The sequence below is a fragment of the Frondihabitans sp. GW821-FHT04F02 genome (genome assembly GCF_059420045.1).
In genome coordinates this window covers 1-14,058 of the sequence record NZ_JBWKSZ010000001.1, presented here as the reverse complement: position 1 = coordinate 14,058, position 14,058 = coordinate 1, and the positions used below count along the sequence as shown (strand labels likewise).

Sequence of the window (14,058 nt, the reverse complement as noted above, 5' to 3'; positions counted from 1 at the left end):
TGCGGTCGATCAGGCGGCCGCGGCGGCGGAGTTCGACTGCTCCTGCAGCGCCGAGTGCTGGCGCAGCGGCGGGACGCGGAAGAACAGCGAGAGGACGAACGCGAGGAGCACGACGCCGAGCCCGACCCAGTAGATGCTCACGGCCGAGGCGTTGAAGCCGGTCATGAACGGGCGGGTGAGGCGCTTGTCGGCGCCGTTGAGGTACGACGTGTCGCTGGTCTCGCTTGCCGAGGAGCTGTTCGACGACGTGCCCTTGCCGAGCTGCGTGACGAGCGCCGGGACGACCTGGCCGACGTAGTGCTCGCGCTGCGAGGCGTTCGACCAGTCGACCGTCAGGGCGCCGTTCTGCACGGTGGCGTGGGCCTTCGTCGCAGCGGCCTTCAGGGCGGCGGCCTCCGCGGCGGGGGTCGCGGCGGCGACCTGCTGGTCGATCACGGTCTGCTGGGCGGCGGCGGGGACCGTTCCTGCGGCCACCTGCTTCTCGACGGCGGCGGTCACCTGCTGGGTGACGGCGTCGTCGGCGGCCTGCTTCGCGGCGGCGGTGCCCTTGTCGAGGCCCGCCTGGATCTGCTTCTGGATCGGAGCGACGATCGGGGTCCAGATCTGCTTCATGACGCCGGCGTTCTCGCTCGCGGTCGCGACCGTCGGGTTCGTGGCGGCGTCGAGGGCGGCGGTGAGGTTGTCTCTGTCGGCCGTCGCGTGGACGATGTTGGTCGGCAGGAGCGAGAACAGCACCGAGAGCAGCACGGCAGTGCCCAGCGTGCCGCCGATCTGGCGGAAGAACGTGGCCGACGAGGTCGCCACGCCCATGTCGCGTGGGGCGACGGAGTTCTGCGAGGCGAGGGTGATCGTCTGCATCAGCTGGCCGAGACCGAGTCCGATGAAGAACATGCCGATCATGAGGAACCAGAGCGGTCGATCGATCGTCATGAAGGTCAGGACGGCGAAGCCGATGGCGGTGAACGCGGTGCCGATGATCGGGAAGATCCGGTAGCGGCCGGTACGCGAGACGATCTGGCCCGAGACGATCGAGGCGATCATGAGGCCGCCGATCATCGGCAGGGTAGCGAAGCCCGACTCGGTGGGCGTGAGGCCGGTGACGATCTGGAGGTAGAGGGGGATCGTCAGCATCGCGCCGAACATGGCGAAGCCGACCAGGAAGCCGAGCAGCGTGGCCATCGAGAAGGTGCTCGACCGGAAGAGCTTGAGCGGGATGATCGCGTCGTCTTTCATCTTCGTCTCGATGACGAGGAAGGCGACCAGGCCGACGAGGCCGATCACGTAGCAGGCGATCGCCTGGCCGGAGCCCCAGCCCCAGGTGCGGCCCTGCTCGGCGACGAGGAGGAGCGGAGCGAGGGTGAGGATCACCGACGTGGCGCCGAGCCAGTCGATGCGCGGGCTGCGCTTCTCGCCGACCTTCGGGAGGTGCAGGAAGGCGATCACCATGAGGAGCGCGGCGATTCCGATCGGCACGTTGATGAGGAACACCCAGCGCCAGCCGGAGATGAAGAGGATCTCGTTCGCGCCCGAGAACAGGCCGCCGATCAACGGCCCGATGACGGACGAGATGCCGAAGACGGCGAGGAAGTAGCCCTGGTACTTGGCGCGCTCGCGCGGCGCGAGGATGTCGCCCATGATGGCCAGCGGCAGCGACATCAGCGCGCCGGCGCCGATGCCCTGGACAGCGCGGAACCCGGCGAGCATCAGCATCGTCGTCGAGAACGACGACAGCAGCGAGCCGAGGATGAACATGCAGATGCCGAAGATGTAGAGCGGGCGTCGGCCGAAGATGTCCGACAGCTTGCCGTAGATCGGCGTCGAGATCGTCGAGACGATCAGGTAGGCCGTGGTGACCCAGGCCTGCTGGTTGAGACCGTGGAGGTCGTCGCCGATGGTGCGGATCGCTGTTCCGACGACGGTCTGGTCGAGAGCGGAGAGGAACATCCCGGCCATGAGGCCGTAGATGACCAGGAGGATCTGGCGGTGAGACATGATCGGGCGGCTGGAGCCGTCCGTGGTCTGCACCGGGCGCGGTGCGGTAGCTGTCGACATGGGGTCCTTCGGGGCGTGCTGGGGTGCGGTGTCGGAAGTCGCTGCGGTGAGTGCGCGCACGGGAGGCGGGCGACGTTTTGCAGGGTTGCAAGATTACACACCATGCATAAGTGCCGTCAACGCAAATGCCCGGTCGGATGTGCGGCGCGTACGCTCGACCGGTGCCCGCCCCCGAACCCCTCAGCCGTCTCGCCCCGGCGCTGCCCGGTCGCGCCGTCATCTCGCAGCACTGGGGCGACCTCGCTTTTCTGCACTGGCGCGTCGACCCCGCCCTGGTGGCGCCGCACCTGCCACCCGGCGTCGAGCCGGACGTCTTCGACGGGTCCAGCTGGGTCGGCCTCATCCCCTTCGAGCTGTCGCGCTCCGCAATCGGGCCGTTTCCGCCGGTGCCGTGGCTCGGCCGCTTCGCCGAGACCAACATGCGGCTCTACGGCGTCGGCCCCGACGGACGCCGCAGCGTCGTCTTCCGCACCCTCGAGGCGTCGAAGCTCATCCCCGTCGTCACGGCCCGCGTCGGGCTCGGGCTGCCGTACACCTGGGCCGACATGTCGATCGTGCGCGGCGGCGGGCTCATCGCCTACTCCAGCCGCAGGAACTGGCCCGCCGCCGACGGCCCCGTGCCCCGCCCCCGCACCCGCGTCGTCGTGCGCCCGCGGCCCGGCGCCGTCGTCGACGACCCCCTCGCCGACTTCCTCACCGCCCGCTGGGGAATGCACGTCGCGCGCGGCGGCCGCACCCGGTTCTGGCCGAACCACCACGCGTCGTGGAGCCTGACGGCGGCCGACCTCGTCGAGCTCGACGACGAGCTGCTCGCCGCCACGGGGTTCGCCGGCGTCGCGGCGCGGCCGCCCGACTCGGTGCTGTACTCACGGGGCGTGTCGACGCGGTTCGCACTGCCGGCGCGGCGCGCGGTGTAGGCACCCGCCGCGGCTGCGGGTCCTTTGCCGCCGGCACGGGTGCCGCTTCGCGGGGTCTGCCTCGAACCCGCCGGATCGGCGCAGACCCGCCGTCGCGACGGCGGGCGTGTGCCGATCCGGCGGGTTCGACGGCGGCGTCCGGGCGGCGCGTCAGCGGACGCGCGGAGGCCCGGCGCTCTCGCGCACGACGAGCGGCGGCCGCGACGTCGACCGCGCGACCGCGGCATCGCCGTCGAGCTGCGCCTGCAGCAGCTCGAACGCCCGGCGCCCGAGCCCCGGGAAGTCCTGGGCGATCGTGGTGATTCCCGGCCGCCAGATCCGCGCCAGGGGGTGATCGTCGAACCCGACGACGCTGACGTCTGCGGGCACGTTCTTGCCGGCGTCGCTGAGCCCCGTGATGACGCCCATGGCGATCTCGTCGTTGCCGCAGAAGATCGCGGTGACCGAGTCGTCGGCGGCGAGGCGGCGGCCGATGCGGACGCCGGAGGAGGCGTCCCACGTCGCCGGGATGATCTCGGGCACCTCGGCCCCGGCCTCCACGAGCGCGTTGCGCCAGCCGGTCGTGCGGTGGTCTTCGTCGCGCGAGGCCGGCACGGTGACGTGGTGCACGGTCGGATGCCCGAGCGACAGCAGGTACCGCACGATCTCCTCGCCGGCGGCGACCTCCTCGATGGAGGCCTGGGAGACCTCGTCGGACACCTCGCCCGACACCGCGACCCGCGGGATGTCGGGCGGCAGCGCCTCGAGCACCCGGACGCCGACCGGGTCGAACTTGAGCACGATGATGCCGGCGAGCGGCTGGCCGAGCACGAGCTCGACGGCCCTCTGCGCCTCGTCTTCCGTGGGGTTCTCGACGACGGAGATCACGACGAAGTACCCCTCGGCGCGAGCGGCGGTCTCGATCCCCTGGATCGTCGCGGAGTAGCCGAAGATGGCCGTCTCGCTGGTCATGACGGCGATGATCCGCTGCTTGCCGCTGACGAGGGCGCGCGCGGCGCCGTTCGGCCGGTAGCCGAGCTCGTCGATGGCGAGCAGCACCCGGTCGCGCTTGTCGGGCGACACCTTCGCCGCGCCGGTCAGCACGCGCGAGACGGTCGGCACGGAGACGCCGGCGACACGGGCGACGTCGGCGATGCTGGCCGGCTTTGCAGTGGCACGCGACATGGTGTGCCCACTGTACTGGCTGACCTCCGTCACGATCCGACGACCGCGACCCCGGTGGTGAACGCGTCGAGGGTCGCCCGGACGAGCCGCGGACCGGGTGCGCCGTCGACGGCGCCGAGTCGCAGCTCGGTCACGCCGACGCCGATGGTGACGGGAACGCTGATCTCGCGGGGGCTCTCCCACGACGACGTGAACCGGAACGGCACCCTCTGCACGGCGTCGCCGGCGCTCAGCTCGAGGAACCTCGTGATCACGTCGGCGTTGTAGAGGTGACCGGTCGCGCGGTCGGCGTTCGCGAACTCGATCGTGAGCAGGTATTCGCCTGCACGACCCCCGCCCGCCGGCGAGACGGAGGCGTCGAGCGGCAGGGAGTGCTCGGCGCCCGCACCGAGATCCCAGACGGCGACGGGCGGGGTCGACGACGCCGTGACGTCGACGTGCTCCACCACGGCGGCATCGGCGGCGCCGACCGTCACGACGGAGAGCCCGAGGGGCAGGGCCACGGTGGCCGAGCCGTGGGAGTCCAGCGGCACGAACCTGCCGTCGACGGCGAGGCGGGGAGTTCCTGCGCTCGTCGCCACCGAGATCCAGTGCGCACCCCGGTGCGCGACCGCCACGAAGAACCGGGCGCAGGAACTCGGCCCCACCCGAACCGCGACCGGCCCGGTGAGGGCGCCCTCGCGCTCGTGCACCAGCTCCGCCCCCTCGTCGAGCCAGGCGTCGAGCGCCCCGTGGCGCTGCGTGCCGCCCGTCGTCGCGCGGGCGAGCCGCAGGCCGTCGATCGCCACATCGCCGGCTCCCGACTCGTCGTCGGCGCGACGGCGGGCCATGACCCGGTGCGACCCCTCGGCGAGCTCGACCGGCACGTCGGCCCGGCCGAAGTAGAACCGCGACAGCGTCGCCGGCAGCTCGATGCCGCCGAGCGAGACGCCGTCGACGAGCAGCTCGACCAGGCCGGGGCGCGCGTCGGTGCCGTAGACGAGCCCCAGCAGGTACTCGCCCGCCTCCGGCACGGCGACGTCGAACTCGACCGAGCTCGCCGCGTGCGGGAGGCCCGCAACGGCATAGCGGCCGGCTCCCGTGTACTCCTGCGGGTCGTCGCCGTGGCGACGCAGGGGCGCCTGGACGATGCGCGCCGACTCGACGCCGACGGCTGCCGACCAGGGCGCCACCGCGGGGGCGGCGCCGGGGCCTGCGGAAGTCACGACGACGAGGTACGCGGCCTGCGGGTCGCCACCCGGCAGGCGCACGGAGGCCCGACCCGAGGTCACCGGCGTCTCGGCGGAGAGGATGATCGGAGGAGTTCCTGCGTCGCCTTCGTAGCCCGTCCACGTCGTGCGCGAGACGGTGACGCGCGCGGACTCCCCCGCCCAGTCGACGCCTCGCAGCTCGAGGTCGACCTCGTCTGCCGTGCCGCCCACGATCACGCGGAGCACGAGCGAGTCGGCGTCGACTGCGGCGAGCGCGCTCACGCTGTCGCGGACGCCGGCGTGCGGGAGGGTCACGCCGACGGTGCGGCCTCGGAGCGAGGCGTACCAGTGCAGGAGCCACCAGCCGCCGTTGGCCTGGTTGGTGCCGACCGCGTGGTCGTCGAGGTTGCCCGCCATGGTCCAGTAGGCCAGGTCGGCGTCGACCCCGGTGCCCTCGAACAGCGCCAGCCACTGGATCAGCTGGCCGGGGTTCGACATGTCGCGCTTGTTGCCGTACTCGTCGATGTTGATCGGCAGCGGGCCGACGCCGAGCCGGCGCTCCAGGGCGCGGTAGTGGGCGAAGTGCGCCGGGTAGCGCTCGAGCGACGACGGCGAGAGCTCGTGCCAGCTCATCACGTCGGGCAGGACGCCCTCGTCGCGGGCGAACTCCAGGAAGTCCGTCACGCGCGCCGGGAAGTACTGCGACTCGTTGGGGCCGGCGATGCGTGCGCCGGGATCGACCTCGCGGATCGCGCGGTAGACGGTCGCCCAGTCGGCGAGGAACCGGGCGCGGCCCGCCTCCGACCAGTCGGAGTACCAGATCCAGTCGCCCTCGTTGAAGGGCACCCAGGTGAAGCGGCGGCGATCGGCCACCCGGCCGACGAGGTCGCGCACGAGGTCGGCGTAGGCGTCGATGCCGAGCTGCTCGTACGGCCACTCGCGGAGGGCGTCCTGGAGGTAGACGACCATCTCCTCGCCGCCGGCGGCGAAGTAGCCGTCGGCGAGCACCGCCGCGTCGCCGCCGGGGTGCTGGGCTCCGCCCGGCGCCTTCTGAGCCATGGTGCGCGGCTTCACTCCCTCGACGAGCGCGCGCGACGGCACGCCGGGCTCGCCGAGGCCGTAGAGCATGCCGGCCGCTCCGCCGTGGACGTCGCTGCCTGTCTGGGTCGCGTCGACGACGACGGTGACAGCGGGCCGCTCGGTCGTCAGCCGGAAGGTGCGCGCGGCGACCTCGCCGCCGGTGGCGCGCACGCGCAGGATCCCTGCGGCGGCGTCCCACTCGGTCTGCCACGGGTCGAGTCGCGCGGGGAAGACCGTGTCGACGAACAGCTCGCGACCGCGGAGGTCGGGCAGCGGCACCTCGATCGTCGCGACGGAGCCCGCGCGGCGCCAGAGCGTCAGGTAGCGCGCGTCGGCGGAGCCGATGGCGAGTGCGACCCAGGGGGCGTCCCACTGGTCGATGCCGAGCGGCCACGACGCGTGCCCGACCGCGAGATCGGCGCGGATGCGCTTGTGCGCGGCAACGGCCTCGGCGACGAGGGTGGTCTGCGCGATCGACATCGTGTCGACGTGGCCCGAGAGGTAGAAGCGCCCGAGAAGGGCGGTGCAGAGGGTGAAGGCCAGCTCCTCGTCGCCCATGCCCGGCTGCGGGTAGGCCCAGTTGGCGGCCTGCTCCGGGAGCATCATGAGCGGAGCCGCCGCCGCGATGGGCGGGTACGTCTCGGGCTCCTGCTGGTCGCTCGTGGACTGCAGCTGCAGGCGCTGGAGCATCGCCTGGTCCATGCGCATGGCGCCCGACCCGCAGTTCTCGAGCACGAGCCCGGGGTGGCGATCGAGCACCGACTCGAGCCACGCGAGGTGCGCCCTGTTGTGGTCGAGCAGGGCCGCCCCGGGACTCGTGGCGGCCACGTCGGTGCCGGCGCCCGGGTTGATGTTGTAGTCGAGCTTGAAGTAGCCGACGCCGAACTCGGTCACCAGCCTGTCGACGGCCTCGTCGAGGTGGGCGACGACGGCCGGGTGCCGGAAGTCCAGGTGGTAGCGGCCGTGCTCGACGATGCGCACCCCGTGCCGCTGCAGGAAGGCGTCGGCCGGCAGCGAGTCGGCGGCTCGGCTCGTGACGCCCACGACCTCGGGCTCCAACCAGAGTCCCGGGATCATGCCGCGGTCGCGGATGTGCGCGATGACGCGGTCGAGACCGCCGGGGAACCGCACGGTCGACGGCTGCCAGTCGCCCACCGAGTACCACCAGCCCGAGTCGTCGTCGTACCAGCCGCAGTCGATCACGAAGTACTCGACGCCGGTCTCGGCGGCCGCGTCGATGAGCGGCAGCAGCTTCTCGGTCGTCGGGTCGCCCATGAGCGTGTTCATGTAGTCGTTGAAGACCACGCCGAGCGCCGCGTCGTCGGGGTGCGGGCGCCGGGCCGCACGCCGGAAGTCGGTGAGGGCCGCGATGGCGCCCTCGAGGTCGTCGCCGGCGGCCACGGTCGCGGGGACGGTCTCGAGCGACTCGCCGGCCGCGAGCACGCCCAGCCACTGGTGGTCGGCGTCGGTGGGGCCCGAGAGGGCGAGCGAGGTGCCCTGCTCGTCTTCGCCGATGTCCCAGCGCCAGCCGCCGTTGTGCTCGATCTGCCAGGCAAGTGCTCCGCCCGACACGGCCTCGAGCACGCCGGTGGGCAGTGCCCGCGAGGTCGACCAGGTGCCCTCGGAGGCGGCGACGATCGCGCCGCGGCTGCCGGTCCGGTGCTCGGCGAGACGGAGGTCGGCGAGACCCGCCTCGCGGAGCGGCTTCCGCGACCAGCGCGCCTCGCCGATCCAGTCGCTGGCGGCGCTGGCGAGAAGGAGGCCGTCGGGGCTCGAGACCGCGGCGTCGCCGAGCCCGATCCGGAGCGCGAGGCTCGCGACCGAGCGCACGACCCGAGTTCCTGCGCCCGCGGCATTCTCCAGTCGCACGGTCGAGCGGATGGCGAGGCCCGTCGACGGGAGCGAGAGGCGCAGGAACGCCGACAGCCCGCCGGCGAGGCCGTCCTCCTCGAGGGTCACCACCAGCGACCGCCACCCCCGCTCGTCGACCTCCTCGACGTGGGAGGCGTAGCGCAGCCGCGCACTCACGTCGCCCAGCGTCAGCCGCGACGTCGACGGAGCGTGCCCCGAGTCGACGGTGACGACCTCGACGGCAGGCTGGCCGGACGGCGCATCGGCGGCGGACCCGCGGCGCCCCAGGCGGAGGACGCGCAGGGCTTCGCCCGGATCCTGCCTCAGGACGATCTCGAGGTCGTCGTTGCCGAACTCGATGGTCACGCTGTCGAGGCGGCCCGACGTGCGCTCGGGGGCGAGGGTCACTTGACTGCTCCTGCGGTGATGCCGGAGACGATCCGGCGCTGGGCAACGATGAAGACGATGAGCATCGGAAGGCTCATGATCACCACGTACGCGAAGATGAGGTTCCAGTTCTGGGTGTATTGCGTCTGCGACGCGACCTGGAACAGGTTGAGCGGGAGGGTCGAGGTCGAGCCGCCGCCGAGCACGAAGAACGCGTAGAAGACCTCGTTCCAGACGCTGAGGGTGACGAGGATCGTCGCGGTCGCGATGACCGGGCCGAGCAGCGGCAGGATGATCCGCAGGTAGACCTGGGTCGGGCGGGCGCCGTCGATGCGGGCGGCCTCTTCCAGCTCGACCGGGATGCTGCGGACGAATCCGGTCACGAAGAAGATGACCGTCGCCATGAACATGCCCATGTAGACGCCGACCATGCCCAGGACGGTACCGGCGAGGCCGAGGTTCTTGAGCGTGAGCACGATCGTGATCACGGCGGGCGGGAGCACGATGCCCGAGATGCCGACCGAGTAGAGGAACGACATGACGCGGGTGGTACGGCGGGCGAGCACCCACGACGCGGCCGAGCCGACGACGAGCACGCCGACGACGCTCGGCACCGTGACCAGGAGGCTGCCGAGGAAGCCGCCGACGATGTCGCCCTGCGTGAAGACCTGGGCGTAGTTCTCGGCGATGTTCCAGACCTTCGGCAGGGCCAGGTTCGGCGACTGCGACTCCCCCGTGGTCTTGAACGAGTTGACGAGCACCATCCACATCGGGATGCCGACCACGACGAGCGTGACGATGACGACCCCGATGGGCCGGACGTAGTCGCGGGCGTGGCGGCGCGACGTCCGGACGGGAGCGGTTCTTCCGATGGCGGTCACAGGACTTCCTCCCTCTTGCGCAGGAACTTGATGACGGGGAACGCGATGATGATCACCACGAGGAACAGGATGAGGCTCATGGTCGTCGCCTGGGCGTAGAGGCCCTGGCCGAACGTGCGGTAGATGAAGATGTTGAGCACCTCGGTGGTCTGGGCGGGCCCGCCCTTCGTGGTGCCCTGGACGACGTCGAAGCCGTTCATGGAGCCGAGCAGCGCCGTGGCGACGTTGAAGGTGAGGGCCGGGGCGAGCAGCGGAAACCTGATGCTGCGGAGCGTGCGGAGCCAGGAGGCGCCGTCGATCTTCGCCGCCTCCAGGACGTCCTCCGACATCGTCTTGAAGCCGGCCAGGTAGATCAGCATGCTCAAGCCCATGAACTTCCACGACTGGACGAGGGCGACGACCACGATGGTCCAGGTCGTCGAGCCGAGCCACGGGATCGAGACCGAGTGGCCGGCGAACAGGCCGAGGAAGCCGTTGAGGGCGCCGTCGGGCTGCAGGATCGCCTGGAAGATGTAGCCGACCGCGAGCGACGACATCAGGACGGGGATGAAGAAGAACACGCGGGCCGTGCGGTTGAGCCGCGTGTCCTTCTCCAGGAAGAGCGCGAGGACGAACCCGAAGAGGTTCTGGAACACCGCCACCAGAAGCGCGTAGATCAGCGTCGTCCGCAGGGACACCAGCACCTGGCCGTCGCTGAACAGCGAGACGAAGTTGTCCCAGCCGATGAACGCGACGCCCGGGTGGAAGGCCGACCAGTTGGTGAACGCGTAGACGAAGTTGAGGATCGTCGGCACGAAGAAGAAGACCGCGAGGATCGCGAACGCCGGGATCAGGAACCAGGCCGGGTACGACCTCGCCTGAGCCCGCGCGAGCGAGCGGAGCTTCTTCGTGTTGTGCCGTTCGGTCTTCGACGGCCCTCCGGGAGCCCGGCCCGGCCTCTCGGCAGGGCCGGCGTCTCGACGGAGCACGTCGGAGTTCGGCGCTTCGGTGGCGGATGTCATCAGAATCCCTTCGCGCCCTGGGCCTTCGCCAGCTGGGCGAACTGCTTCTGCGTGGTCTCGGCGACCTGCTCCGGGGTCTGCGTGCCCTGGATCATGTTGGCGAGGTTGATGTAGAGGTCGGGGTTGGCGATGGCGAGCGACTGCATGGAGCCGACCGACGTGCCGAGCGACGCCGCGATGGTGTCGGCGATCTTCGGCACTCCGGCGGGGCTGTCGACGCCCGTCTCGATCGACGGGGTGCCGGCGGCCTTGATGAACGAGGCGTAGTCGGTGGTCATCCAGAAGTTCAGGAACTGACGGCTGGCCGCCTCGCGCTTCGCGTCGCCGGTCTTGAAGGCCACGACCGCGTTGCTGTTGTCGGGGATGTTGGTGCCGATGGCGCCGTCCCCCGAGATCGGGAACCAGCCGAGCTTCTTGTCGATCTCGGACGTCGACGCAGTGGTCTGGATCTGGTTGAGGTACGAGTTCACCTGCAGCACCATTCCGACCTTGCCCGACAGGAGCGAGGTCGCCTGCTTCTCGAAGGTGCCCGTCTTGATGTCGGAGTTGAAGTAGCCCTGGTCGATCAGGTCTTTGTAGTTCTGGATCGCGGTGAGCATCGTCGGCGAGGTGAACTGCTGCTTGTTCTCGTTGACGTCCTTCCAGAAGGTCGGGGCCTTCGACCCGAGCTGGGCCTGCGGCCACCACTGGGTCGGCCACTGAGTAGCGCCGGCCTCGTAGAAGGCGGTGCCGCCGTCCGCCTTGATCTTCTTGGCGTCGGCGAGCATCTCGTCCCAGGTGGTGGGCTCGTCGGTGATGCCGGCGTCCTCGAAGACCTGCTTGTTGTAGTACATGCCCATGACGCTCGGCGAGGTGACGAGCGCGGCGTAGCGGGTCTTGCCGACGAAGCCGGTGATGTCGCGGACCGACGGGTCGATCTTCTCGAGCCACGGCGCCCCGTCGAGACTGAGCAGGTTGGTCGGCGCCTGCAGGGCCGTCAGCTCGCTCGTCGTCGGCTGCCAGCTGGCGAGGTCGGGCTTGTCGCCGGTCGCGACCTTCGTCAGCAGGCTCTGCTCGTAGGGGTCGGGGTAGGCGACCTTCTTGAACTTCACGTTCGTCTTCTTCTCGAAGGCCTTGATGACCTGGTCGATGGGCCCGCCGGCCACGCCGCCGCCGTAGGTGAGCGTCACGCCGGAGAGGTCTTTGCCCGGGTCGTTCCAGACGACCTTGCCCGAGTCGTCGCCGCCCGAGCCCGAGAGGCTGCCGCCGGAAGCGCAGCCCGTGAGGAGGAGGGCGGCCGAGGCGACCAGCGCCAGGCCGGTCGCGAGGGAGGATTTCTTCATTGAGTGTCCTGAGTTCGTAGCGAGGGGTTAGTGGTGCGGGGTCGCCGAGATCGCCGCCGGGTGGGCAGCGAGACGGGGTCGACGGAGCCGCCGGCCGCAGTGCCCGACGGCTTCGTCAGGTGGGGCGGAGGGTGCCGGTCCGTCGATTTTTGAAAACGTTATCAGAGAACTCGGGCGGCGCAAGGGGTGCCCCTGAAAACGTTATCAAAATCGTGACGACGGGCCCCGGGGGTAGCGTCGAGCCATGGACCTTCAGATCTCCGACCGCGTCTACCTCGTTCTCGGCGGCGCCGGCTACATCGGCTCCGCCATCGTCGACCGGCTCCGCGCCGAGGGGGCCATCGCCATCTCGGCGTCGCGCCACGCCGTCGACGGCATCGCGATCGACGGTGCTGATCCTGCGTCCGTGAAAGCGGGGGTCGACGCCGCCGTGGCCCAGCACGGCCACCTCGACGGCCTGATCGTGACGGCCGCCCCGAGCGCGTCGACGCTCGACGCGGAGCGGCTCTCCGACCCGGAGCAGGTGCTCAGCGCGTTCGACGGCAAGGCGATGACCTTCCTGCGCACCGCGAACGAGGTGATCCCCCACCTCCGGCAGCGCGGCTTCGGCCGGATCATCGGCGTCTCGGGGCAGAACGCGTACTTCACCGGCAACATCACGGCGTCGATCCGCAACGCGGGGCTGAACATCGTCGCGAAGAACCTCGCCGACGAGCTCGCCGGCTCGGGCATCACCGTCAACACGGTCAACCCGGGCGTCGTGGCCGACGAGCCCCGAGCCGAGGTCTCGCGCGCGGGAGCCGGCCAGTCGAGCCCGCAGCAGATCGCCGACCTGATCGCCTTCCTCGCGTCGCCGCTCTCGTCGACGTCGGGCGAGCAGATCGCCGTCGGCCACCGGGTCCTGGGCATCGCCAGCGCCTGACCCGACGGCGGATGCCGCCGCCGAGGTGGCCGTGGGCGTCGGGGGCGGCAACGCGACCCGACGGCCACGGCCATCTCGCGAGCAGCGGGCGGTGCGCGCTTGGCACCGGCCGCGGCTCAGGGGTCGGGGGCTCAGGGGGCGACGGCGACAGCCTGCAGCAGCGCGAGCTTCTCGGCCGACTCGCTGCCGGGCTCGGCGTGGTAGATCGCGACCGTGAGGTTCGGGGCCTCGCCGACGACCAGCTTCTCGCGGCCGAGCTCGAGCTCGCCGACCTGGGGATGGTCGAGGCGCAGGATCGCACCCCGCCGCCCGCCGACGTCGTGACGATCCCAGAGCCGCCGGAAGCGCGGGCTCGCGATCGAGAGCGTCCCGACCAGCTCGACGAACCTCGGGTCGTCGGTGTCCATGCCTGCCGCCTGCCGGAAGTGCCCGATCAGCTGCTCGGTGGCGGGCTCCCAGTCGACGAACAGCGCGCGCTCGTCGGCGTCGAGAAAGACGTCGAGCAGCCGGTTGCGCCCTGAGGCCAGGCGAGGCGACAGCGCCGTGGCCATCGGGTTCGCGGCGAGCACGTCGAGGTAGCGTCCCTCGACGAACGCGGGCTGCGGGAGCTGCGCGAGCAGCCGCCGGACACCCGGGGGCACCGTCTCGCGCTGGGGCCGACGGCGGGCGACGCGCGGCTTCTCGGCGTCGAGCGCGAGCAGGTACGCGGAGCTCTCGTCGTCGAGGAGGAGCACGCGAGCGATCGACTCCAGCACCTGCAGCGACGGGTTTCGGTAGCGGCCCTGCTCCAGCCGCAGGTAGTACTCCGCGCTGATGCCCGACAGCATCGCGACCTCCTCGCGGCGCAGCCCCGCGACCCGGCGGGTGCCGACGACGGGGAGTCCCGCCTGCTCGGGGGTGACGAGCTCGCGACGCGCACGCAGGAACTCGCCGAGGGGGTTCGGCTCTTCGGTCATGCTCCACGGTAGGCCGATCGCGCCCGACTCCGGGTGGGTGCGCCGCTACCAGTACGGCGGCGGACGCACCGAAGCCCGCCGCGCCTCTCGACGTGACGGGCCCCATCGGGTCGTCCGGAGCATCCAATCCCCGGACTGATCTCCCCCGGGCGAGCCCGGTGAAGACTTCCTCCCGCCGTCGACCCTCGGGCGCGGCGCAGTCGGAGACACGGAAGAGCCCGCCGCGATGGCGGCGGGCTCTTCAGTGATGGTGGGTGCTACTCGGCGATCTGGGCGGCGATGGTGGCGGTGCCGACGAGGAGTCCGGGCTTGACGGCGTCGGTCTTGAACGTGGA

At 71.0% G+C, this 14,058-nt stretch carries 9 protein-coding genes; 2 read left to right on the top strand and 7 right to left on the bottom strand.

Annotation, left to right across the window (positions count from 1 at the left end; all coding sequences use genetic code 11):
- Window positions 1-9 precede the first annotated feature (9 nt).
- The gene (locus tag AC07TY_RS00045) at window positions 10-2,052 is read right to left on the bottom strand and encodes an MDR family MFS transporter (protein WP_494783939.1); all 2,043 of its coding nucleotides are present in this window, start codon (window positions 2,050-2,052) and stop codon (window positions 10-12) included.
- Between the two features lie 161 nt (window positions 2,053-2,213).
- On the opposite strand from AC07TY_RS00045, the gene AC07TY_RS00040 reads away from it, so the two are divergent.
- Window positions 2,214-2,969, top strand: coding sequence for a YqjF family protein (locus tag AC07TY_RS00040; RefSeq protein ID WP_494783938.1), 756 nt, complete (start codon window positions 2,214-2,216; stop codon window positions 2,967-2,969).
- A 150-nt stretch (window positions 2,970-3,119) separates the two neighbouring features.
- Here AC07TY_RS00040 and AC07TY_RS00035 read toward each other — a convergent pair whose 3' ends face one another.
- Genes AC07TY_RS00035 through AC07TY_RS00015 form a run of 5 tightly spaced genes read right to left on the bottom strand, consistent with a single transcriptional unit; the run spans window position 3,120 to window position 11,845 of the window.
- Window positions 3,120-4,133: a LacI family DNA-binding transcriptional regulator gene (locus AC07TY_RS00035; protein WP_494783937.1), complete on the bottom strand. Its 1,014-nt coding sequence runs from the start codon at window positions 4,131-4,133 to the stop codon at window positions 3,120-3,122.
- A 29-nt stretch (window positions 4,134-4,162) separates the two neighbouring features.
- The gene (locus AC07TY_RS00030) at window positions 4,163-8,662 is read right to left on the bottom strand and encodes an alpha-galactosidase (protein ID WP_494783936.1); all 4,500 of its coding nucleotides are present in this window, start codon (window positions 8,660-8,662) and stop codon (window positions 4,163-4,165) included.
- Window positions 8,659-9,522 (bottom strand): carbohydrate ABC transporter permease, encoded by an 864-nt coding sequence (locus tag AC07TY_RS00025; protein ID WP_488626675.1) that lies wholly within the window; start codon window positions 9,520-9,522, stop codon window positions 8,659-8,661. The genes AC07TY_RS00030 and AC07TY_RS00025 overlap by 4 nt, the downstream gene beginning before the upstream one ends.
- Window positions 9,519-10,523: a carbohydrate ABC transporter permease gene (locus tag AC07TY_RS00020; protein ID WP_488626676.1), complete on the bottom strand. Its 1,005-nt coding sequence runs from the start codon at window positions 10,521-10,523 to the stop codon at window positions 9,519-9,521. Before AC07TY_RS00020 ends, AC07TY_RS00025 begins: the two co-directional genes overlap by 4 nt.
- Entirely contained in the window at window positions 10,523-11,845 is a 1,323-nt protein-coding gene (locus AC07TY_RS00015) for an ABC transporter substrate-binding protein (protein ID WP_123505116.1), read from the bottom strand. The genes AC07TY_RS00020 and AC07TY_RS00015 overlap by 1 nt, the downstream gene beginning before the upstream one ends.
- 244 nt (window positions 11,846-12,089) lie before the next feature.
- Here AC07TY_RS00015 and AC07TY_RS00010 point away from each other — a divergent pair, with 244 nt between their 5' ends.
- Window positions 12,090-12,767 carry an SDR family oxidoreductase gene (locus AC07TY_RS00010; protein ID WP_123505117.1) on the top strand — a complete coding sequence of 226 codons (678 nt, stop codon included), beginning with the start codon at window positions 12,090-12,092 and terminating at the stop codon, window positions 12,765-12,767.
- A 131-nt stretch (window positions 12,768-12,898) separates the two neighbouring features.
- On the opposite strand, the gene AC07TY_RS00005 is transcribed toward AC07TY_RS00010, so the two are convergent.
- Window positions 12,899-13,723, bottom strand: a complete 825-nt coding sequence (locus AC07TY_RS00005) for a helix-turn-helix domain-containing protein (RefSeq protein WP_494783935.1) — start codon at window positions 13,721-13,723, stop codon at window positions 12,899-12,901.
- Window positions 13,724-14,058 lie beyond the last annotated feature (335 nt).

Excerpts from the sequence above, each read along its gene's own strand:
- AC07TY_RS00035 (WP_494783937.1), bottom strand. The coding sequence starts at position 4,133 with ATGTCGCGTGCCACTGCAAAGCCGGCCAGCATCGCCGACGTCGCCCGT.
- AC07TY_RS00015 (WP_123505116.1), bottom strand. The coding sequence starts at position 11,845 with ATGAAGAAATCCTCCCTCGCGACCGGCCTGGCGCTGGTCGCCTCGGCC.
- AC07TY_RS00020 (WP_488626676.1), bottom strand. The coding sequence starts at position 10,523 with ATGACATCCGCCACCGAAGCGCCGAACTCCGACGTGCTCCGTCGAGAC.
- AC07TY_RS00045 (WP_494783939.1), bottom strand. The coding sequence starts at position 2,052 with ATGTCGACAGCTACCGCACCGCGCCCGGTGCAGACCACGGACGGCTCC.
- AC07TY_RS00010 (WP_123505117.1), top strand. The coding sequence starts at position 12,090 with ATGGACCTTCAGATCTCCGACCGCGTCTACCTCGTTCTCGGCGGCGCC.
- AC07TY_RS00005 (WP_494783935.1), bottom strand. The coding sequence starts at position 13,723 with ATGACCGAAGAGCCGAACCCCCTCGGCGAGTTCCTGCGTGCGCGTCGC.